This window comes from Rhodococcus sp. 5G237, assembly GCF_053764735.1.
Genome location: NZ_JBSNCD010000009.1, coordinates 215,332 through 236,558, shown reverse-complemented (window position 1 = coordinate 236,558; position 21,227 = coordinate 215,332). Strand labels below are relative to the sequence as shown.

The window sequence follows — 21,227 nt, the reverse complement described above, 5'->3', positions numbered from 1 at the left end:
CCTTGACCGGAATACCGGCGTTGACCAATCGCGTGAGTTGGTTACCGAATCGGTCGCAGTCCTCCTGAAACGACATGATCGTCGCAACCTCTCGTTGAGAGTGTTGCGACGATCATGTGAACCCGCCCACGCCGCGGGGCCTCTCCGTGTGCCGGGCGATCCCGTCCGCGACCGGCGTGGATGCGGGCACGTGAGATCGGCCGCCCGGCCGTCACGAAGCGTCCGCGGTCGGTAGTGTTCACCCCGTGAAAGCACTGCGCCGGTTCACCGTACGAGCCCACCTTCCCGAGCGGCTGGCTGCGCTGGGAGCCCTGACGGCCAATCTCAGATGGTCGTGGCACCCGCAGACCCAGGACCTGTTCGAATCGGTCGACCCGGACCTGTGGCGCCGGTGCAGCAACGACCCCGTCCGGCTGCTCGGCGAGGTGCCGCCCGCCCGACTCGACGCGCTCGCCGAGGACGGCGACTTCCTCGCCCGGCTCGACGCCGCCGCCGCCGACCTCGAGCACTACCTCACCCGACCCCGCTGGTTCCACGAACAACAGGAGCGCGGCACGACACTGCCCGCCGGCATCGCCTACTTCTCCATGGAGTTCGGTGTCACCGAGGTTCTGCCGAACTACTCCGGCGGTCTCGGCATCCTCGCCGGCGACCACCTGAAGGCCGCCTCCGATCTCGGCCTGCCGCTCATCGGCGTCGGCCTGCTCTACCGCTCCGGCTACTTCCGGCAGTCGCTCAGCGCCGACGGTTGGCAGATGGAGCACTACCCCTCCTACGACCCGCAGGGCCTGCCGCTGCGACTGCTCACCGAGTCCGACGGCACCGCAGCGCTCGTGCAGGTCGCCGTGCCGGGCGGACGCACACTCGATGCGCGGATCTGGATCGCCCAGGTCGGGCGCGTCCCACTGTTGCTGCTCGACTCCGACATCCCGTCCAACGACGAGGAGCTGTGCGGGGTCACCGACCGCCTCTACGGCGGCGACCAGGACCACCGGATCAAGCAGGAGATCCTCGCCGGCGTCGGCGGTGTCCGCGCCGTGCGCGCCTACACGCGCATCCACGGCCTGCCCGACCCCGACGTCTTCCACATGAACGAGGGACACGCCGGCTTCCTCGGCGCCGAACGCATCCGCGAACTCGTCACCGGCGCCGGCCTCGACTTCGACGAGGCGCTCGCCGCCGTGCGGGCCGGCACGGTCTTCACCACCCACACCCCCGTGCCCGCGGGCATCGACCGCTTCCCGATCGATCTCGTGCGTCACTACTTCTCGGGCACCAACGGCGAGAACGAGTCGGCACTGCTGCCCGGCCTCACCGTCGACCGCATCCTCGCGCTCGGACGCGAGAGCAACCCGAACGTGTTCAACATGGCCCATCTCGGTCTGCGCCTCGGCCAGCGCTGCAACGGCGTGTCGAAGCTGCACGGCGAGGTCAGCCGCGGCATGTTCGAAGGACTGTGGCCCGGATTCGACGCCGCCGAGGTGCCGATCGGCTCGGTCACCAACGGTGTGCACGCCCCCACCTGGGCCGCGCGCGAATGGATCGCGCTCGCCAACCGCCTCGCCGGACCCGACCGGGTCGAGGAGGCCCGCGGCTGGGAACTGCTCCAGACCATCGACCGCAAGGAGCTGTGGTCGACCCGCAACACGCTGCGCGCCCAGCTCGTCGCCGAGGTGCGTCGCAGACTGCGCGAGTCGTGGCTCGAACGCGGCGCCACCGAGGCCGAACTGGGCTGGATCGAGTCGGTCTTCGATCCGAACGTGCTCACCGTCGGGTTCGCGCGGCGCGTGCCCACCTACAAGCGCCTCACCCTGATGCTGCGCGACCCCGAGCGGCTGCGCGCGCTGCTGCTGGACGACGAACGACCCGTGCAGCTCGTCGTCGCCGGCAAGAGCCACCCCGCCGACGACGGGGGTAAAGCACTCATCCAGCAGGTCGTGCGGTTCGCCGACGAGTACGACGTACGGCACCGCATCGTCTTCCTGCCCAACTACGACATGTCGATGGCCCGCTATCTGTACTGGGGTTGCGATGTGTGGCTGAACAACCCGCTGCGCCCGCTCGAGGCGTGCGGCACGTCGGGCATGAAGTCGGCCCTCAACGGCGGTCTCAACCTGTCCATCCGCGACGGATGGTGGGACGAGATGTTCGACGGCGAGAACGGCTGGGCCATCCCCACCGCCGACGGCGTCGACGACACCCGCCGCGACGACCTCGAGGCCGCCGCGCTGTACGAGTTGCTCGAACGCTCGGTGCTGCCGCGCTTCTACGACCGCGACCCCGACGGTGTGCCGGCCCGCTGGATCGAGATGGTGCGCCACACGCTCGAGAATCTCGGCCCGAAGGTGCTCGCCTCGCGCATGGTGCGCGACTACGCCGTCGACTACTACATCCCCGCTGCCGCCGCGGCCGCGAAGGTGACCGCCGACGACTACGCGGGTGCACGGGCGCTGGCCGATTACCGGCACCGCATCGAGGCGGCGTGGCCGGGAGTGCGTGTCGCGCAGGTCGATTCGACGCCGATTCCGGACGTGCCGCAGATCGGCCTGCCGCTGGGGCTGACCGCGCACGTCCAGCTCGGCGACCTGACCCCGGAGGACGTCGAGGTGCAGGCCGTGGTCGGGCGGGTGAGCTCCGACGACACGATCGGCGACCCTGTCACCGTGCCGATGGAACACATCGGCACCGACCCGTTGGGGGAGGAGTTCACCGCGACGGTGCCGCTGCCGCTCGCCGGAGCCGTCGGTTACACGGTGCGCGTGCTGCCCAGGCACGGCCTGCTCGCCTCACCCGCGGAACTCGGGATGGTCGCGCTCCCGTAGGAGACCGGACCCGCCGGGTACTCAGCCGCGCAGACGCGTGAGTGCCCGGCGGACCACCGCCGGATCGGCCGTCTCCCAGAACGGCGGCAGCGACGCACGCAGATAACCGCCGTACCGCGCGGTCGCCAGACGCGAGTCGAGCACGGCCACCACACCCCGGTCGTCGGTGCTGCGCAGCAGACGCCCGACACCCTGCGCCAACAGCAGGGCGGCGTGGTTGGCGGCGACCGCCATGAACCCGTTGCCGCCGCGAGCCTCCACAGCGCGCTGCCGGGCGACGAGCAGCGGATCGTCGGGGCGGGGGAACGGAATCCGGTCGATGATCACCAGCGACAGCGACGGGCCCGGAACGTCGACGCCCTGCCACAGCGACAGGGTGCCGAACAGGCTCGTCGCCTCGTCGGCTGCGAACTTCTCGACCAGCGCGCCGGTCGCGTCGTCACCCTGGCACAGGATCGGCGTGTCGAGACGCTCGCGCAGCGCCTCGGTGGCGGCCTTCGCGGCGCGCATCGAGGAGAACAACCCGAGCGTGCGCCCCTCGGCGGCGGTGACGAGTTCGGCGATCTCGTCGAGGTGCGAGGGCGGCAGACCGTCGCGGCCGGGTGGCGTCAGATGCTTCGCGATGTAGAGGATGCCCGCCTTCGCGTGATCGAAGGGTGACCCGACATCGATCCCGTTCCACGCGAGATCGCCCTTGTCGGAAGGCGGTTCGGCACCCGAAGCGGAGGTGGTGTCGCTGCGGGCGGGTGACTGCGGTGGCAGACCCCAGTTGACCGCGAGGCCGTCGAACGACCCGCCGACCGTGAGGGTCGCGGAGGTGAGGACGACCGTGGATTCACCGAACAACCGGCTGCGCAACAATCCGCCGACCGACAGCGGCGCGACCCGCACGGTGCGGCGCACGTTGCCGCGGAACTCGTCGGCGGCGAGCCACACGACGTCGGGGCGCTGCGACGGATCGCGCTGTTCGAAGGTCGTGAGCACCCGGACCGCACAGTCGTGCACCTCGTCGATCTCCGCCAGCGCCTGACTGCGGGCCGCGGCGACTTCGGGATCGGTGCCGGGCTTGGCCGGTCCGATCGCCGTGTGCACGGCCCAGGCGGCGTCGCGGATCGAGGCCAACGCGGCCGCGGCGCCCTCGGGCAGTTCGTCCCAGCGACCCGCCGGCAGTTCTTCGAGGAACGACTCCCAGTTCTCGGCGGCACCGTCGAGCCGGTCGATCTCCTCGTCCTCGACGAGCTTGACGCAGCGCCGCGCGGCCGCCGACACCGTGCCCGGCGACAACTCGGCCGTGGCGACGTTCGTGATCCGATCGACGAGTTCGTGCGCCTCGTCGACGACCACGACATCGTGCTCGGGCAGGATCGAGATGCCGGTGATCGCATCGATCGCGAGCAGTGCGTGGTTGGTGACGACCACGTCGACCTGCGCGGCCTCGGCGCGCGCGATCTCGGCGAAGCAATCTTCCCCCACCGGGCACCGCGACTTGCCGAGGCACTCGCGCGCGGTGACGGAGAGCTGACGCCACGCCTGATCGGAGACACCGGGCGACAGGTCGTCGCGGTCGCCGGTCTCGGTGGTGGACGACCACTCCGTCACCCGCCGCACCTCGCGGCCGATGCGCGAGAGGGCGAAGGCGTCGAACAGTTCGGCGTCGGGCGTCTCCTCGGCGAGTCCGGTATGAATCTTGTTCAGGCACAGGTAGTTTCCGCGGCCCTTGAGGATCGCGAAGCGCGGGCGTCGACCGAGCGAAACGGTGAGGGCGTCGGCGAGTCGCGGCAGGTCGCGCTCGACGAGCTGCCGCTGCAACGCGATGGTCGCGGTGGAGACCACCACGGTGCGGCCCGTCTTCACCGCGTACCGGATGCTCGGCACGAGATAGGCCAAAGACTTGCCGGTACCCGTGCCGGCTTGCACGGCGAGGTGTTCGCCGGTGTCGATGCTGTGCGCGACGGCGGAGGCCATCGTCAGCTGGTTGCGCCGCTCCTTACCACCCAGCGCGTGCACCGCGGTTCGCAGCAATTCTGGGACTTCGGGGAGATCCGGCACCGGCACAGGGTATCGGTCCCCACCGTCACCTTCGGTCTGCGACCCCACTACCTGTGACTTCGGTGATATCGGTGTCGCCGGGAAGGTCGGTGACCAGCTCGACACCGGCCTCACGCATCCGCTCGAGGGCGGGGCGGATCGTCGTCTCCGACACCCCCGCGGTGTAGGGCAGCAGCACCCGAGCGCCGAAACCCTCCTCGACCGCATCGAGCGCGGTGGCCCGCACGCAGTGGTCGGTGGCGATCCCGACGATGTCGACATCCGTCACGCCGCGGTCGCGCAACCACGACACCAGCGGCGTGCCCTCGTCGTCGATTCCCTCGAAGCCCGAATAGGCCGCGTCGTCGGCCCCCTTCGAGAAGACGGCCTCGAACCGGTCCGTGCTCAGCTCCGGATGGAAGTCCGCACCCGGCGTCCCGGCCCGGCAGTGCGGCGGCCACGAGTCGACGAAATCGGGTTCGGGAGAGAAATGGTCCCCGGGATCGACGTGATGGTCGCGGGTCGCGACGATGTGTACGTAGTCGTCACCGCGCGCCTGCAGGAACCGCGTGATGTCGGACGCCACCCGCGAGCCGCCCTCCACGGCGAGCGAACCGCCCTCGCAGAAGTCGTTCTGGACGTCGACCACCAGCAATGTGCGCGTGGCACTCACCCCTCACGGACGAAGCGGGTGGGGATGGCGGGATCCCCGGCCGAGAGCGTCAGGCCCTCCCACGGCAGACGCACCATGCCCTGCCGGAGATACTCCCGGCTCTCTTCCAGGGTAGGCAGATCGCCGACCGCCTCGCCACCACGGACCAGCGGGATCATCAGTTCGTGGACCTGCGAACCCTCGCCCGGCGGAACCTGCTCGGCGCGGGCCGGGTACACGACCTCCTCGACGAGCGTGCCCGTCCTCCGCGCGTACCGGACGGCCCGCTTGGCGCCCCCGCGGGACTCCTTCGCCGCACTGCGCTTCTCGACCGCGATGCCGTCCACCTCCACGAGTTTGAAGACCATCCCCGCCGTCGGAGCCCCCGACCCGGTGACCAGCGACGTGCCGACACCGTAGGCGTCGACCGGCTCGGCCCGCAGACCCGCGATCCCGTACTCGTCGAGATCACCGGACATCACGATCTTCGTGCGGGTCGCGCCGAGTCCGTCGAGCTGTTCGCGCACCTGGCGGGCGAGCACACCGAGATCGCCCGAATCGATCCGCACGCCACCGAGTTCGGGGCCGGCCACCGCGATCGCCGTGTTCACGCCGTCGGTGATGTCGTAGGTGTCCACCAGCAGGGTCGTGCCCACGCCGAGGCTCTCGACCTGGCTGCGGAAGGCGGACGCCTCGTCGCGGCCCTCCGTCGTGGTGTGCAGCAGGGTGAACGCGTGCGCGGCGGTACCCGCCGCGGGGATGCCGTACCGTTGCGCGGCCTGCAGATTGGACGTCGAGTCGAAGCCCGCGAGATAAGCGGCGCGCGCCGCGGCGACCGCCGCTTCCTCGTGGGTGCGCCGCGAACCCATCTCGATGAGCGCGCGGCCGTCGGCCACACTCACCATGCGCGCCGCGGCCGAGGCGATCGCACTGTCGTGGTTGAAGATGGACAGGGTCAGCGTCTCGAGCAGCACGCACTCGGCGAAGGTGCCGCTCACCGACAGGATCGGCGAACCAGGGAAGAAGAAGTCGCCCTCGCGGTAGCCGTCGATGTCGCCGGAGAACCGGAAGTCGCGCAGCCACTCGACGGTCCGCGGAGCGAGGAAACCGGCTGCGAGTCCGAGTTCGGCCTCGTCGAACCGGAACGATTCGAGTGCCTCGATCAACCGTGCGGTGCCCGCGACGACGCCGTACCGCCGGCCCGGGGGAAGACGTCGGGCGAAGACCTCGAAGACGCACGGGCGGTCGCCCGTGCCGTCCGCCAGGGCAGCCTCGAGCATGGTCAACTCGTACATGTCCGTGAACAGTGCGGTGCCGGGACGACCGGCAGGGTGAATGGCTTCGGGCACCCGATCACTGTAGAGCCACGGCCTCCGAGGCGGGTTTTTCGCGGTGCTCCGAAGTCGTACCCTGGGAACATGGCGCCGTGTAGTACGACCACTCCGCTCGACGTCCGCTCGACGGCCGGCCAGGCCGTTCCGGTCATGGCAGGACAGGCCGTTCCCGCCGAAGCCGAAATCGTCGAGGAGATCGAAGCGGTCGACAGGCCATGGGTGACCGTGGTCTGGGACGACCCCGTCAACCTCATGCACTACGTGACGTTCATCTTCCAGAAGCTGTTCGGGTACAGCAAGGCCAAGGCCACCGAGCTCATGCTCAAGGTCCACAACGAGGGCAAGGCCGTCGTGTCGAGCGGTTCGCGTGACAAGATGGAACACGACGTGCAGCGTCTGCACGCCGCCGGACTGTGGGCGACGATGCAGCGCGACGAATGATCCCCACAGGAGGGCCCGACCGACGTGCGGCAGTGGACCAGGAAGAACTCGCTCAGCGGCCCCAAGCTCCGGTCGGAGATGGACGCCCACGAAGCGTCGGTGCTGCGGTCGCTCGTGTCCTCCGTGCTGGGCATGCTCGAGGAACGCGCCGGACAGGCCCCGCAGGACGACCTCGCGGCGCTGACGGGTCTGCGCACCGGTAACGCCACCCCGCCCGAGATCCCGGCGCTGCGCCGCCTCCTGCCCGATTTCCACCGCCCGGACGCCGATGCCGTCGCCGATGTCGACGACGACGCCGCCGACCTCAACGGTGCGATGCGCAGCCTGCACGAACCGAGCATCATCGACGCCAAGCTCGCCGCCGGCGCGGTCATCCTGCGCACCGTGCCCGAAGGCGGCGGCAAGGTGGTGCTCAATCCCGAACAGGCCGAAGCCTGGCTGTACGGACTCAACGACGTGCGGCTCGCGCTCGGCACCACCCTCGGCATCGACGCCGACACCCCCGACGTCCTCGACGACGACGATCCGCGGGCCCCGCATCTCGACGTCTACCACTGGCTGACGTGGATGCAGGACTCCCTCGTCCAGGCGCTGCAGCCGTGATCGTGCCGGGGCCGACCGATTCGCTGCTCGACGTGGCGGGTCTGAGTGTCGGTCACTGGCAGCGCCTCGACCCCGAGGTCACCGTCGGCACCCCCGACATTCCCGGTACGGGCGCCGCCACGGGATGCACCGTCGTGCTCGCCGACCCGTCCGCCGTCGCCTCGGTGGACGTGCGCGGCGGGGGACCGGGCACCCGGGAGACCGACCTGCTCGATCCGAGCCACTCCGTGCAGCGCGTCGACGCGGTACTCCTCACCGGTGGCAGTGCGTACGGGCTGGCCGCCGCCGACGGCGTGATGCGTTATCTCGAGAAGAACGGCAAGGGGATCCCGATGGGCGCGCCCGGCGCGGTCGTCCCGATCGTCCCCGGTGCCGTCATCTTCGACCTGCCGGTGGGGCAGTGGTCCGCGCGCCCGACCGCCGATTCCGGCTGCACCGCCGCCGCCGCCGCCAGTTCCACGCACTTCGACCGCGGCAGCGCCGGCGCCGGCACCGGTGCCCGCGCCGGGGCGCTCAAGGGCGGCATCGGATCGGCGAGCGTGCGGATCACGGACGGTCCCGCAGCCGGGGTGACCGTGGCGGCGTTGATGGTTGCCAACCCTGTCGGTTCGGTGTTCGACCCCGTGACCGGCCTGCCCTGGGGCGTCGACGCCGCGCGAGCCGAGGAACTCGGACTGTCGTCGCCGTCGGCGTCGGATCTCGCCGCGGCCCGCGCGCTCGGCGACAAGGGCACCGTCCTCAACACCACGATCGGTGTGGTCGCCACCGACGCACCGCTGTCGAAGGCGGCGTGCCGTCGCGTCGCGGTCACCGGACACGACGGTATCGGCCGCGCGATCCGTCCCGCGCACTCCCCGCTCGACGGCGACACGATCTTCGCCCTCTCGACCGGCACCGCCGACGTCTCCGACGCACTCCGCGACGCCCCGTCGATCCCGGCCTTCGCCCCCGAACTGCCGATCCTCGCCGCGGTGTGCGAAGCCGCGGCGGTGGTGGTCGAACGCGCGATCGTCGACGCGATCCTGTCCGCGACCTCCGTGGCCGACATCCCCGCCTATCGCGACGTGCTGCCCTCGGTCTTCGGCCGCTGACCGGTACGTGACGGCAGAATGGTGCCATGACCATTCCCAGCGGTACCGGCGCCGACACCCGAATCCGGCCGATCTGGCAACGTGCCGGACTGTGGATCGGTGGGTTCGTCGCGATGCTCTACGGCATCGAGACCGTCGATGCGGTGCTCCCCGCCGATCTCGACGCGGCCGGTGTCGAACCCCGCACCGCCGACGGGCTGTGGGGCGTGCTGTTCGCGCCGATCCTGCACGCCGACTGGGCCCACCTCACCGCCAACACCGTGCCCGCGCTCGTCCTCGGCTTCCTGGTGCTGCTCTCCGGCATCGGGCGCGGCCTGGCCGCCACCGCGATCATCTGGGTTGTCGCAGGAGTGGGGACGTGGCTGATCGCGGGCTCGGGCGAGACCCACATCGGAGCGTCGAGCCTGATCTTCGGGTGGCTCACCTATCTGATCGTGCGCGGCGTGTTCACCCGCAAGGCCGGGCAGATCCTGCTGGGAGTCGTGGTGCTGTTCCTCTACGGCGGCATGCTGTGGGGCGTGCTGCCGAGCGAACCGTGGATCTCCTGGGAAGGGCACTTCTTCGGTGCCGTCGGCGGCGTCCTCGCGGCGTGGGCGCTGTCCGCGGACGCGCGTCGCGCCCGCCGCACCACCACCTCCGTCGTGCCGCGCTGACCACCCGCGCCGACAACCCACCGATCGGCCGCGCGAAGTGGCCGAACGATCCGCGCGTCACACCTTCCCGGCCACTGTGAGTCTGCGCCGCAATACGCGCGTTGGCTTCATCGAGGGACCTTCGGCATGGCAGCATGGCTGATATGCGCATGACCGTTCTGGGGTGCTCGGGCAGTGTGGCCGGGCCGGATTCCGCAGCCTCCGGCTATCTGCTGACGGCACCGGACACCCCGCCGCTGGTCATCGACTTCGGTCCCGGCGTCCTCGGCGCGCTCCAGCGCCACGCCGACCCCGGTGAAGTGTCGATCCTGCTGTCCCATCTGCACGCCGATCACTGCCTCGACCTGCCCGGTCTGCTGGTCTGGCGCCGCTACTCGCCGTCCCCGCCGCAGGGCCGCGTCCTCACCTACGGTCCCGCCGGCACCGCCCACCGCATCGGCGTGGCGTCCGCGGAGATCCCCGGCGAGGTCGACGACGTCAGCGACACCCTCGACGTCCGGATGCTCGGCGACGGCGAGCAGATCCGGTTCGGGAGCCTGACCATCTGCCCCGGTCGCGTCCATCACCCGCCGGAGGCCTACGGCTTCCGCATCACCAGTGACTCCGGCCGCACCCTCGTCTACACCGGCGACACCGGCATGTGCGATTCGGTCGTCGAACTCGCCCGCGGCGCCGACGTGCTGCTCGCCGAGGCATCGTGGACCCACGCGCCGGGGGAACGCCCCGAGGGCGTGCACCTCTCGGGCACCGAAGCCGGACGCGTCGCAGCCCTCGCCGGTGTCGGCGAACTCCTCCTGACCCACATCCCGCCGTGGACCTCCCGCGAGGACGTCATCGCCGAGGCCAAGGCCGAGTACTCCGGACCGGTCCACGCCGTCACCGCCGGAGACGTGTACCGCATCTGAAAGGCCCGTCCCCGGATCGCCTAGGCTCGGACGAGTGACGACACGAGAAGACGGCAGAGCGGACGACGAACTCCGGAACATTCGCATCACCCGGGGTTTCACCAACCACCCGGCGGGCTCGGTGCTCGTCGAATTCGGACAGACCCGCGTGATGTGCACCGCCAGCGTCGAGGAAGGCGTCCCCCGGTGGCGCCGGGGCTCCGGTCTCGGCTGGCTCACCGCCGAGTACGCAATGCTCCCCGCCGCCACCCACACCCGCAGCGGACGCGAATCGGTCAAAGGCAAGCTCGGCGGCCGCACCCAGGAGATCAGCCGGCTCGTCGGCCGGTCGCTGCGCGCGTGCATCGACCTCGCCGCGCTCGGTGAGAACACCATCGCGATCGACTGCGACGTGCTGCAGGCCGACGGAGGCACCCGCACCGCGGCGATCACCGGCGCCTACGTCGCGCTGTGCGACGCGGTGACCTACCTGCGTGCCGCGGGCAGCCTCGCCGACCCGCAACCCATCTCGTGCCAGATCGCCGCCGTCAGCGTCGGCGTGGTCGACGGCCGCGTCCGCCTCGACCTGCCCTACGAGGAGGACGTGCGCGCCGAGGTCGACATGAACGTCGTCGCCACCGAGACGGGCACCCTCGTCGAGGTCCAGGGCACCGGCGAAGGCGCGACCTTCCCGCGCTCCACGCTCGACGCGATGCTCGATTCCTCGCTCGCCGGCATCGAGGAACTGTGCCGGATCCAGCGCGAGGTGCTCGCCGAGCCGTACCCGGGCACCCTGCCCGAGCCGGTCGAGGCGGGGGTCGTCAAGAAGAAGTTCGGAGTCTGACGTGCGGGTGCTGGTCGCAAGTCGCAACGCGAAGAAACTGCGCGAACTGCAGCGCGTGCTCGACCGCGCCGGGATCGAGGGCATCGAACTCGTAGGCCTCGACACCGTCCCGCCCTACCCGGAGGCACCCGAGACGGGGGAGACCTTCGAGGCGAACGCCGGAGCCAAGGCCCGCGACGGCGCCGTCGCCACGGGGATGCCCTGCGTCGCCGACGACTCCGGTCTCGAGGTCGACGCCCTGCGCGGCATGCCCGGCGTGCTCTCGGCGCGCTGGAGCGGACGCCACGGCGACGACGAGGCGAACACCGCACTGTTGCTCGGCCAAATGCAGGACGTGCCGGACGAGCGGCGCGGCGCGGCATTCGTATCGGCCTGCGCGCTCGTGGTGCCGTCGGACGACGGATTCGTCACGACCGTCGTGCGCGGCGAATGGCGCGGCAGCATCGTGCGCGAGCCGCGCGGCGAGAACGGCTTCGGCTACGACCCGGTCTTCCTCCCCGAAGGTGAGGAACGCACCGCGGCGGAACTGTCCGCGGAGGAGAAGGACGCACAGTCGCATCGAGGACGGGCACTCGCCCAGCTCGTGCCCGCCCTCGCTGCGCTCGCCGCGAGCCGCTAGCGCGCGCCGGCCTGCGTTCCCGGTTCGGCGGGTACGGTCGGCTCGTCGCCGCGGGAGAGTTCACCGCCCACGACGGGCCAGCCCGCAGCGACCAGCTGTTCACGGACGCGCTCGACGTCCTGCGGGTCCGGTTCCTCGTGGATCACCCCTGCCACGATCTTCCGCAGGGTGTCGTGGTCGACCTGCCGCTCCGGGTGCTCGGACGCGGTCGCCGCTGCCGTCTCGATCGCCTCGAGGAGTTCCTCGTCGGTGAGACGACGCTTGAGCACGGCGAGCAACGCGAAGTGATCCTTCGCCGGGATCCCCTCGGGATATCCCGCACGCAACCAGTCCAGTACCACCCGTGGATTCCAACGCGCCATCGTCGCCTCCTCACTCACCGTCCCGCACGGACCCTTCGAACCGAAGGGTCCGGCGGAAACCCCCTGTCAGGGTCACAGGGTTCCCGCCACGATAGCGAGGAACACCTGATCCGCCCCGTCAGGGCAGTGAATGTCCCCTTTCAGGGCAGTGACATGTCCTGCAGATACGCCGTGACCATGGCAGTGAGTTCGTCGGCCACGACGTCCCGTTCCATCGGGGGACGGTCGAGAACGTAGGAGACGGCCACGTTCTCGACCGTGCGCACGAGAATCCACGCGATCGCCTCCACCGGACGGTCGCCGCGTCCGCGGAGATGGAAACGCAGCCACATGGTGAGCAGGTCGTCGATCCGCCGTTCGAAGGCGGCGAGCCGGCTGTCGGGGGAGCGCGGCAGTTCCTCGATGAGCACCCGCAGCAGACGCGGATTCTCGGCGAGCGCATCGAGCAACTCACCCATCGTGTCACGCACCGACACAGGGGTGGGTGGGCCTTCCAGTGCGTCCGCGAACACGCGCGAAATGCGAGCATGCATCGCATCCGTCCAACGGTCCACCACCTCGGCGACGATGGCGTCCTTGTCCGGGAAGTACTGGTACAGCGAGCCCGGACTGATCCCCGCCACGCGCGCGATGCGGTTCGTCGAAGCTCCCTCGTAGCCGTTGTCCAGCAGAACCGTGCGTCCCGCGGCGATGATCCGCTCGACCATCGCGCGGGAGCGTTCCTGTTGCGGCGCGCGGCGCCGACGCCGGTCGCTCGGGCTCATCGCCGCACCGGAAATGCGAATTGAACGCGAGTAACAGCTCGTGTGAACATCGCCTCATGGTGACACAGGAGTTGCTACGGGACGAGAGCACGCGCCCGTACCCCACGCGGTACGAGGGCAATCGGCCCCGCAACGAGCGCATCGGGAGACCGCTGAAGAAGTTCGCCCGGATCCACGAGGTGGATCAGCGCTTGCTCGACCGCATCGGCCGCAGGATGTTCGCACGCGACGAGGTGGGGGCCGCGCTCGTCCACGGTATGCGCCGCGACCGGGACGACCCGCAACGCGTCACCATGAAGCAGTTCCACCGGGCACTGGAACACGGCATCGAGTCCGTACCCGACGCTCCCGCCGCGCTGCGCGAGTTCTTCGCCGTCGTCGACACCGTCCCCGACTGGGTGGACTGGAACCTGCTCGAGCAGGGCGCACGGGCCTTTCGCCGTATGGGCCGCACCCGTAACGACGTGCTGCTCCAGCTGTCGCTCATCGGCGGCTACCGCTTCGGCGGACCTCCGGACCTCCTCGTGGAGACCGGCGGACTCACCGGATTCACCGCCATGCGCCGCCTCGGCGAGACCCAGAAGTGGGGCACCGCCGTCGGTGAACCCGGTGGCATGCGCCGGAACGGGGACGGCTTCAAGCTCACCGTGCACGTGCGCGCCATGCACGCACTCGTCAACGATCGGTTCGAGAACAACGGCCGATGGGATATCGAGCACTGGGGACTGCCGATCAATCAGACCGACCAGGCCGCGACCCTCGGACTGTTCAACGGCACCCTCCTCCTGGGCGTCCGCGCACTCGGTTACACCGTGAGCCGCGACGAATCCCGCGCCGTGATGCACCTGTGGAAGTACGTCGGCTGGCTCATGGGCGTGGACGAGGAGTGGCTGTTCGACTCCGAACGCGAGCAGCACCGCTTCAACTACCACGTGGTGCTCGTGCAGGACGATGTCACGCCGGCGGGCGCCGACCTGTCCCGTGCACTCGTCGACGGCCAGCGCACGCTCGACTACGGGCGTTTCTCCCGGCTCCGGGGTGCCTACGAGCGACTGCGGTTGCTCAGCATGCTGCGCTTCTTCCTCGGGGAGCAGGGACTCCACGATCTGGGGCTGCCGGTCACTCCGCCCTGGGCGGTCGTCCCGGTCCTTGCGACGAACATCGTCAAGTCCCAGGTGCTGAAGAGATGCGTTCCCGGACGTCGGCTGCTCGAGCACCTCGGCGACCGTGCGGCACGCCGCGAACTGGAACTGAAGTTCGGTTCTGCGAAGCCGGACGTGGGCGCCCTGCAGGTATGACGAAAGCGGCCGTGGGAGGAGCATCGTGCTCCTCCCACGGCCGCTTCGAATCGGGGAACTCGCGACGCGCGCCTACCGCGCAGATCAGCTCGCGTCGTGGGACGAGAGTTCGTCCCCGGCCCTGTCGTCCTCAGCCCTGTCCGTTTCGTCGAGGACCCACCGCATCTCGACGATCGTGCCCTTCGGGCCGGCCGAGACCCGGACGTCGCTGGCCAGATTGCGGATCAGCGTCAGCCCGTGACCGCGTGAACGTCGGGCGTCGCTGTCGACGGCGTCGTGCCAGGAGCCGTGGTCGACGACCCGCACGACCACCTCACCCTCGTCGGGTAGATACGTCGCCTCGTAGTCGAGCGTGCCGTGCGCATCGTCCGGCGCATAGGCGTGCTCGACGGCATTCGCGAGCGCTTCGTAGCTCGCGAGCAGTATGTCCTGTCGTTGGTCCTCGCTGAGGGGGAGCTTCGCCAGCCACCGCCTCGTGACGACCCGCAGGCCTGCAATCTCGGTCGGGTCGGCTCGCACACCCGACGAACGGATCTCGTCGGGAAAGAGCAAAGCTGACTCCTCGGGCGCAGACGACATGGCTCCTCGGTTCGACGGGTACGGCGGTCTACTCGGAGACGCCTTCCGGCGAGGCACCGAGGCCGACGAGCGCGTCGTCGAGCTTCGGATGGATCGCCAGGACCTCTCCGAGGCCGAGGAGTTCGAGCGGGCGTGCCGTGGCACTGCCGTGTGCCACGACGGCGAAACCGGTGCTGTCGGCGGCTCGCTTGGACAACTCGACCAACAGAGCGATACCCATCGAAGCGAGGAAATCAACCCCGCTGAGATCGACGATCAGTCCGGAGATGTCGGAGTCGAGGAGCGCGAGGGCTTCCTGCTCGAGGAGCGGGGCACTCGTCATGTCGACTTCGCCGTTGACGGACAGCACGGCCACGGAGCCGTTACGGGTCGTGGAAAGAGTCATATGCGGATGCGCGGTCATGGGATCGTTCACCTTGCCATCATGCAAGATCGTGCCGATAGATGCACACAACGGTCCATCGGCCGCGGCCGCGACCCGCCGTGACCACCCTGTGACCATGCTGTCGTCGAGTCTGTAATGTTCCCTTTCGAGCAGGGAGGGAGGGGCGCCGAGTGGACATGCACCGAGCGCAGAGCGAGTCGGTCGAACCACCGTCGTTGCTCCTCATCGAGGACGATCCGGGTGACGCGCTCATCGTGGAGGAACTCGTCGTCGACAGTGCCCCCGAGATGACCGTCGTGTGGGTGCAGACACTCGCGCAGGCCCGCGACGAACTCGCCACATCGGCTCCCGACTGCGTACTTCTCGACCTCCACCTGCCCGATGCGAGCGGCCTCGAAGCCGTCGCCCGCATCCAGGAGATCACCGATTCCGTCCCCATCGTCGTCCTCACCGGCCTCGCGGAGGAACAGACCGGCCTCGCCGCGCTGTCCGTGGGCGCCCAGGACTATCTCGTCAAGGGACGCGTCGAACCCGATCTGTTCGGCCGCGCTGTCCGCTACGCCATCCAGCGAAAGCAGACCGAGATCGCGGCGGCGGAACTCCAGGCGAGTCAGCTTCACGCGCAGGAGAACGCCCGACTCGAACGCGGCCTGCTCCCGTCCCCGCTCCTGCGCGACGGGCAGGACTTCGACGTCGTCGCCCGTTACCGACCCGGCCGGTCGTCGGCTCTTCTCGGCGGCGACTTCTACGACGTCGTGCAGACCGGCGACGGAACCGTCCACGTCCTCATCGGCGACGTCTCCGGTCACGGTCCCGACGAGGCAGCCCTCGGCGTGGGCCTACGCATCGCGTGGCGCACGCTCGTGCTCAGCGGGGTCGACGGCCCCCGCCGCTTGCACCAACTCGAGGAACTGCTCGTCGCCGAGCGCACGGAGAGCCGCTTCTTCGCGTCGATGACGAACCTCACGATGTGTGCCGACCGCAGCACCGTCGAGGTCATGCGCGCCGGTCATCCCGGGCTGCTGCTCCGCCACGGCGGAACCATCGACTGGGTCGAAGCGCCCGGTGGTCCCGCCCTCGGCCTGCTGCCGGGAGGGGCCACCTGGCCCGTTCACGAGTTGGATCTGCCCGAGGACGGCGCGATCGTGCTGTTCACCGACGGATTGTTCGAGGGCCATCGGGGCGACGGCCCGGAACGACTCGGTGAGGAAGGACTCCTCGAGCTCGCGCGCGAACGCGCCCATCTGCCGGCCGCCGACTTCACCGACTCGCTCATCGACGGTGCCGAGAAACTCGCGGACAGTCGGGGAGGACTGTCCGACGACGTGGCAGTCGTCCACGTGCAATGGAACAGGAAGTGATCACCACCGCATGACGAACAGCGACGCAACGGCGGAGACGGGGGACGTGCGTCGCCCTCCGTCTCGCAGGATGACGGTCCAGGCATGGTTCCTGCTCGTACTCGGCGTGATGGGTGTGCTGGTCGTCGTCGGCACCGTGGTCGGCAGTCACTTCCTCCGTGAGACGACCGAATACTCCAACTACGTGCGCGACCGGATCCAGCCCGCTCGCGTCGAGGCATACCGGTTGCAATCGGCACTGATCAACCAGGAGACCGGCGCGCGGGGCTACATCCTCGCCGCCGATCCCGATTTCCTCATGCCCTACGAGGAGGGGCGACGTGAGGAGGAAGCCGCGGCCGCCGAGCTGCGAGCCCTCGTCGGCGACGAGGAGAAGCTGATGGCGGACCTCGAAGCGATCGAAGCGCATGCGGCGGAGTGGCGACGCGTGTACGCCGAGCCGCTCATCTCCACCGTCGTGCCGGGGGAACCGCAGTTCGTCGACCCCGCGGTCGTCGCAGCCGGCCGGGACGCATTCGACCGGATCCGGACGGCGTTGGACGTCCAGAACGCCGACCTCACACAGGCCCGAGAGGACGGCATCGCAACTCTCGAGGACACCCGCACCACGCGCGATCGCATCCTCGCCGGCATGGTGGTGGTGTTCCTCCTCACCGGTGTCGGTCTGGCCGTCCTGCTCCAGACGATCGTGGTACGCCCGATCCAACGTCTGCGGCAGGCGTCGCGCAGCGTCGTCGCGGGGCAGAACTTCGAGCGCGAAATCGTGCCGCAGGGCCCCGCCGACATCTATGCGTTGGGCCGCGACGTCGAGGACATGCGCGAGCGGATCGTGCGCGAACTGCAGGTCGCGCACGAGCGTGAGGAGCAACTCGAGAACCAGACGACGGAACTGCGGCGCTCGAACTCCGAACTCGAACAGTTCGCCTACGTCGCCTCCCACGACCTGCAGGAGCCGCTGCGTAAGGTCGCGTCCTTCTGCCAACTCCTCGAGAAGCGCTACGGCGACAAGCTCGACGAACGCGGCACCCAGTACATCGCCTTCGCGGTCGACGGCGCGAAGCGTATGCAGGTGCTCATCAACGATCTGCTGACCTTCTCCCGCGTCGGACGCGTCAGCGACGCGCACGTCCGCACCGAACTGGACGTGACCCTCGACGCGGCCTTGACGAACATCTCGCAGGCGGTCGACGAATCCGGGGCGACGATCACGCGGCCCGAGTCCCTGCCGACGATCGTGGGCGATCCCACACTGATGATCATGTTGTGGCAGAACCTGATCGGCAACGCGATCAAGTTCCGCCATGAGGACCGTCCCGTGGAGATCCGGGTCGACTGCGAGGAGATCGTCGACGGGGACGACGAGTTCTGGCGATTCTCCGTGCAGGACAACGGCATCGGTATCGCGGAGGAGTTCGCCGACAAGGTCTTCGTGATCTTTCAGAGGCTGCACGGCCGGGACGTCTACACCGGCACCGGCATCGGCCTGGCGATCTGCCGGAAGATCGTCGAATACCACGGTGGAGAGATCTGGCTCGACCCGCAGTATCGGGAAGGCAGTCGATTCTGCTTTACGATTCCCAAGGCAGGCGACGACATGTCTGCAACCGAAGTCGCTCTGAAAGGGGCATCTGCATGAGCGTTTCCGGGCGGCCGATCGACGTCCTCCTAGTCGAGGACGACCCCGGCGACGAATTGATGACGCGCGAAGCGTTCGAGGACAACAAGATCGGAAACACCCTTCACGTGGTCCGCGACGGCGAGGAGGCACTCGACTTCCTCTACCGGCGCGGGGAGTACGAGAACGCCCCTCGGCCCGACCTGATCCTCCTCGATCTGAACCTGCCCAAGTACGACGGGCGGCAGGTCCTCGAGCAGGTCAAGTCCGACACCGACCTCACCGACATCCCCGTCGTCGTCCTTACCACCTCGGCAGCGGAGGAGGACATCCTCCGCAGCTACAAGCTGCACGCCAACGCGTACGTGACGAAGCCGGTCGACCTCGACCAGTTCATCCGCGCGGTGCGCCAGATCGACGAGTTCTTCGTCCAGGTGGTGCGCCTGCCGCGACGCTGAGCGCGCACACGGGCACAACGAAATCGGGCGGATCCTTCGAAAGGATCCGCCCGATTCGTGTTCGTGGAGGTTGCCGGCTCAGACGCCGAAGTCGGCCTTCACCTGCTGAGTGCGCTTGTGCTCGACGAAGAAGGACAGGAACGGGATGGTACCCGCCAGGAGCGTCCACACCGTCCGGGCGATCGGCCAGCGCACCTTGATCGACAGGTCGAAGGTGAGGACCAGGTACACCGCGTACACCCAGCCGTGCACGATCGCGATCCAGGCCGGCACGTTCTCGACACCGATGATGTACTTGGCGACCATCTCACCGGTGAGGATCAGCAGCCAGATACCGGTCGCGTAGGCGAGCACGCGGTAACGCAGCAGGGCGGACCGGATCTTCTTCCGGTCGGCCTCACTGACGACGCGCGGCGTGGTGGCTTGGCCGGACGCCTGCTCGGGGGTCGTGCTCACTGAGCGCTCCTATCGGACCTGCGCGCGAGTTGCGCGAGGTACTCGTTGTACTCGTTGATCTGTCGTGCGTCGGGATCCGCGGTTTCCTGCTCGCGTGCCTCGGCGAGCGTGCGCGGACGGGTGGGGAGAAGATCCTCGGGGATCTCGGTGGGCCCGTCCGGCTCGGACGGACGTCGTCCGCCGGTGCTCTCGGCTTCCTGCTCCTCCGCTTCGAGGCGCACGAAGCGTCGATAGGCGTAGACGCAGAAGAATGCGAAGGCAGGCCACTGGAGCGCGTAGCCGAGATTCTGGTAGGTGCCGCCCACCGCTTCGAAGGCGGTCCACTGCCAGTAACCGAGGCCGAGGCATCCGGCCGCGGCCACCAGGACCAGGATGATCAGGGCCAACCGGCGGGGAGGGCGATGCTCGGACACGCCCTCGACGGTACCCGAACGGTGCACCGACCTGCCAAGACCGGTCGGTGCACCGTGGGTGAGGTCACGTGGTGCGCGAGGGGGGACTCGAACCCCCACGTCCTATGGACACTGCGTCCTAAGCGCAGCGCGTCTGCCGTTCCGCCACTCGCGCGTCACGGACACAATACGTCACGAGGACGGCTCTTCCCTACGGAAGGTGAAGCGGCGTCGCCCGGCCCAGGTCGATGTCTGGGTGTGGCAGTTGGGGCACAGAAACCGGACGTTGTCGGGTCTCGAATCGTTGGGATTTCCGTCGATGTGGTCGACGTGGAAGACCAACGGCTGGCCGTACCAATGTGGCTCCGTGCCGCAACCCTCGCATTCGTGTGGGCGACCGGACTCGATGAGAGCCCGACGCAGCAGATGAGGTTTGGTTCGTGGCGAGCCTGCCGGTGTCTCGACCAGGATCGTGGTCCAGTGCCGCTTCACCACAGGCCCACCCTGTACGGGAGGGCGGCCGGTGAAGTGGGACGTATCGATACCGAGTGCCCTGATCCTGCGGGTCAGATGCGTGTGATGTCCTCCGTTGGGTTTGAGACCGAAGTACCGCATGACGTCGGCGAAGTTGACGCAGCTGCGAACTGCCTCTTCAAGCATCTCCTTCGTGTACTTGACCGGTCGTGTCACCGTGTCCCCGCTTCCGCCTCGATGCTCGACTCGGCTGGAGCCGCGTCGAGGGCTCGGATGGGTCGGTTGTGCCGGATCCTCCTGCCCCAGGTAGGTGTCTGGCTGTGGCAGTTGGGGCACAGGAAGCGGAGGTTCTCCGGACGGGAATCGTTCGGATTGCCGTCGATGTGGTCGACGTGCAGTGCGAGCGGCGATTTCCGCCATTCCGGACCGGTGCCGCAGTTCTCGCACCTGTGCGACCGCCCGGATTCGATGAGCGCTCGTCTGAGGCGGGCAGCTTCTCTACGGTTGGAGCCGGCCGGTGAGACCGTGAGCACCTCCGACCAGTGCAGGCGGTTCCGGGGCGGTATCCCCTTCTGGTGGGCCATACCCCGGAAGTGGGACGTGTCGATTCCATAGAGCTTGATTCGTCGGCTGATGTTGGCATGGTTGCCGCCGTCTTCCCGTAATCCGAATTGCCTCAACACGCCCGCGACGCTGGTCGCCTTCGCGACCGCCTCTTCGAGGACCTCCCGCGTGTACTTCACCCTTCTCCCCACCGTGCCCCCTGTCGAATATTTGTTCGATTGTCCCGAAGCTATCGCGGGGGTCCGACACGTTGTCGATCTTGCGATGCACGATCCGCGACGCCCGTCAACAGGTAACGATTCGATAACGAAAAACGTGAGGGATTCCTCGGGTTCATGGACGTCCACGCATCGGCGCAGCCAGGAGTGATTCGGGTTACCGACCAGTTACTTTCGAGCGAGCGTGTGAGCGAAATCACTGGTGGGAGGGGTGCCGGGCAAACTGCGTGAAACAAAACATGAGGAACCCCTCATGATTTTGTGCGAACCTTGGCGTGCCCGAACAGCGGACCACTAGTCCAGCAGCACACCGGCGCGCAGCGCTGACAC

Annotated in this window: 23 protein-coding genes and 1 tRNA gene; 12 read left to right on the top strand and 12 right to left on the bottom strand. The window is 68.6% G+C overall.

Annotation, left to right across the window (positions count from 1 at the left end):
• Positions 1-245: 245 nt before the first annotated feature.
• The gene (glgP, locus tag ACWPOC_RS21520; RefSeq protein WP_455409298.1) at positions 246-2,822 is read left to right on the top strand and encodes an alpha-glucan family phosphorylase; all 2,577 of its coding nucleotides are present in this window, start codon (positions 246-248) and stop codon (positions 2,820-2,822) included.
• Between the two features lie 21 nt (positions 2,823-2,843).
• Here glgP and ACWPOC_RS21515 read toward each other — a convergent pair whose 3' ends face one another.
• Genes ACWPOC_RS21515 through ACWPOC_RS21505 form a run of 3 tightly spaced genes read right to left on the bottom strand, consistent with a single transcriptional unit; the run spans position 2,844 to position 6,851 of the window.
• Entirely contained in the window at positions 2,844-4,871 is a 2,028-nt protein-coding gene (locus ACWPOC_RS21515) for an ATP-dependent DNA helicase (protein ID WP_455409297.1), read from the bottom strand.
• A gap of 25 nt (positions 4,872-4,896) precedes the next feature.
• Complete coding sequence (locus tag ACWPOC_RS21510; protein ID WP_455409296.1) at positions 4,897-5,523, bottom strand: nicotinamidase; 627 nt, start codon at positions 5,521-5,523, stop codon at positions 4,897-4,899.
• Positions 5,520-6,851, bottom strand: coding sequence for a nicotinate phosphoribosyltransferase (locus tag ACWPOC_RS21505; RefSeq protein WP_455409295.1), 1,332 nt, complete (start codon positions 6,849-6,851; stop codon positions 5,520-5,522). The genes ACWPOC_RS21510 and ACWPOC_RS21505 overlap by 4 nt, the downstream gene beginning before the upstream one ends.
• Before the next feature lie 69 nt (positions 6,852-6,920).
• On the opposite strand from ACWPOC_RS21505, the gene clpS reads away from it, so the two are divergent.
• From clpS to rdgB, 7 genes are all read left to right on the top strand, one after another.
• Positions 6,921-7,277: an ATP-dependent Clp protease adapter ClpS gene (gene clpS, locus ACWPOC_RS21500; protein WP_159418683.1), complete on the top strand. Its 357-nt coding sequence runs from the start codon at positions 6,921-6,923 to the stop codon at positions 7,275-7,277.
• A gap of 24 nt (positions 7,278-7,301) precedes the next feature.
• Complete coding sequence (gene aosR / locus ACWPOC_RS21495; protein ID WP_120282132.1) at positions 7,302-7,880, top strand: oxidative stress transcriptional regulator AosR; 579 nt, start codon at positions 7,302-7,304, stop codon at positions 7,878-7,880.
• A complete protein-coding gene (locus ACWPOC_RS21490) occupies positions 7,877-8,971 on the top strand; it encodes a P1 family peptidase (protein WP_455409294.1) in 1,095 nt (364 codons plus the stop codon). Before aosR ends, ACWPOC_RS21490 begins: the two co-directional genes overlap by 4 nt.
• Positions 8,972-8,997: 26 nt before the next feature.
• Positions 8,998-9,624 carry a rhomboid family intramembrane serine protease gene (locus ACWPOC_RS21485; protein ID WP_159418680.1) on the top strand — a complete coding sequence of 209 codons (627 nt, stop codon included), beginning with the start codon at positions 8,998-9,000 and terminating at the stop codon, positions 9,622-9,624.
• Between the two features lie 143 nt (positions 9,625-9,767).
• On the top strand, positions 9,768-10,529 hold the full coding sequence (locus ACWPOC_RS21480) for a cyclic nucleotide-degrading phosphodiesterase (protein ID WP_088897424.1): 762 nt from the start codon (positions 9,768-9,770) through the stop codon (positions 10,527-10,529).
• A 34-nt stretch (positions 10,530-10,563) separates the two neighbouring features.
• Positions 10,564-11,352 (top strand): ribonuclease PH, encoded by a 789-nt coding sequence (gene rph / locus ACWPOC_RS21475; protein WP_159418679.1) that lies wholly within the window; start codon positions 10,564-10,566, stop codon positions 11,350-11,352.
• Positions 11,353-11,359: 7 nt separating this feature from the next.
• Positions 11,360-11,971 (top strand): RdgB/HAM1 family non-canonical purine NTP pyrophosphatase, encoded by a 612-nt coding sequence (rdgB, locus tag ACWPOC_RS21470; protein ID WP_268655740.1) that lies wholly within the window; start codon positions 11,360-11,362, stop codon positions 11,969-11,971.
• Here rdgB and ACWPOC_RS21465 read toward each other — a convergent pair.
• Positions 11,968-12,333: a DUF3349 domain-containing protein gene (locus tag ACWPOC_RS21465; protein WP_225623760.1), complete on the bottom strand. Its 366-nt coding sequence runs from the start codon at positions 12,331-12,333 to the stop codon at positions 11,968-11,970. The two genes, rdgB and ACWPOC_RS21465, sit on opposite strands and share 4 nt — an antisense overlap.
• Before the next feature lie 140 nt (positions 12,334-12,473).
• Complete coding sequence (locus ACWPOC_RS21460) at positions 12,474-13,097, bottom strand: TetR/AcrR family transcriptional regulator (RefSeq protein ID WP_230787769.1); 624 nt, start codon at positions 13,095-13,097, stop codon at positions 12,474-12,476.
• Between the two features lie 56 nt (positions 13,098-13,153).
• On the opposite strand from ACWPOC_RS21460, the gene ACWPOC_RS21455 reads away from it, so the two are divergent.
• Complete coding sequence (locus tag ACWPOC_RS21455) at positions 13,154-14,395, top strand: oxygenase MpaB family protein (RefSeq protein ID WP_120282138.1); 1,242 nt, start codon at positions 13,154-13,156, stop codon at positions 14,393-14,395.
• Positions 14,396-14,479: 84 nt separating this feature from the next.
• Here ACWPOC_RS21455 and ACWPOC_RS21450 read toward each other — a convergent pair whose 3' ends face one another.
• Positions 14,480-14,947, bottom strand: coding sequence for an ATP-binding protein (locus tag ACWPOC_RS21450; protein WP_120282139.1), 468 nt, complete (start codon positions 14,945-14,947; stop codon positions 14,480-14,482).
• 55 nt (positions 14,948-15,002) lie between these two features.
• The gene (locus tag ACWPOC_RS21445; RefSeq protein ID WP_174247056.1) at positions 15,003-15,377 is read right to left on the bottom strand and encodes an STAS domain-containing protein; all 375 of its coding nucleotides are present in this window, start codon (positions 15,375-15,377) and stop codon (positions 15,003-15,005) included.
• Positions 15,378-15,535: 158 nt separating this feature from the next.
• Between ACWPOC_RS21445 and ACWPOC_RS21440 the strand changes: the two genes are divergently transcribed.
• From ACWPOC_RS21440 to ACWPOC_RS21430, 3 genes are all read left to right on the top strand, one after another.
• Complete coding sequence (locus tag ACWPOC_RS21440; RefSeq protein ID WP_225623817.1) at positions 15,536-16,720, top strand: PP2C family protein-serine/threonine phosphatase; 1,185 nt, start codon at positions 15,536-15,538, stop codon at positions 16,718-16,720.
• A gap of 70 nt (positions 16,721-16,790) precedes the next feature.
• Positions 16,791-18,356 (top strand): sensor histidine kinase, encoded by a 1,566-nt coding sequence (locus ACWPOC_RS21435; protein WP_120282142.1) that lies wholly within the window; start codon positions 16,791-16,793, stop codon positions 18,354-18,356.
• Positions 18,353-18,793: a response regulator gene (locus tag ACWPOC_RS21430; RefSeq protein ID WP_016693400.1), complete on the top strand. Its 441-nt coding sequence runs from the start codon at positions 18,353-18,355 to the stop codon at positions 18,791-18,793. The genes ACWPOC_RS21435 and ACWPOC_RS21430 overlap by 4 nt, the downstream gene beginning before the upstream one ends.
• Before the next feature lie 78 nt (positions 18,794-18,871).
• Here the strand turns inward: ACWPOC_RS21430 and ACWPOC_RS21425 are convergent, their stop codons facing one another.
• The 5 genes from ACWPOC_RS21425 to ACWPOC_RS21405 all read right to left on the bottom strand — a co-directional run bounded on the left by ACWPOC_RS21425 (position 18,872) and on the right by ACWPOC_RS21405 (position 20,858).
• A complete protein-coding gene (locus ACWPOC_RS21425; RefSeq protein ID WP_006554752.1) occupies positions 18,872-19,249 on the bottom strand; it encodes a DUF3817 domain-containing protein in 378 nt (125 codons plus the stop codon).
• Positions 19,246-19,662, bottom strand: a complete 417-nt coding sequence (locus ACWPOC_RS21420; protein ID WP_120284141.1) for a transcriptional regulator — start codon at positions 19,660-19,662, stop codon at positions 19,246-19,248. The genes ACWPOC_RS21425 and ACWPOC_RS21420 overlap by 4 nt, the downstream gene beginning before the upstream one ends.
• 69 nt (positions 19,663-19,731) lie before the next feature.
• Positions 19,732-19,816: transfer RNA gene (locus ACWPOC_RS21415), tRNA-Leu, on the bottom strand.
• 17 nt (positions 19,817-19,833) lie between these two features.
• On the bottom strand, positions 19,834-20,331 hold the full coding sequence (locus ACWPOC_RS21410) for an HNH endonuclease (RefSeq protein WP_006554754.1): 498 nt from the start codon (positions 20,329-20,331) through the stop codon (positions 19,834-19,836).
• Positions 20,328-20,858 (bottom strand): HNH endonuclease signature motif containing protein, encoded by a 531-nt coding sequence (locus tag ACWPOC_RS21405; protein ID WP_006554755.1) that lies wholly within the window; start codon positions 20,856-20,858, stop codon positions 20,328-20,330. Before ACWPOC_RS21405 ends, ACWPOC_RS21410 begins: the two co-directional genes overlap by 4 nt.
• Between the last annotated feature and the right edge of the window lie 369 nt (positions 20,859-21,227).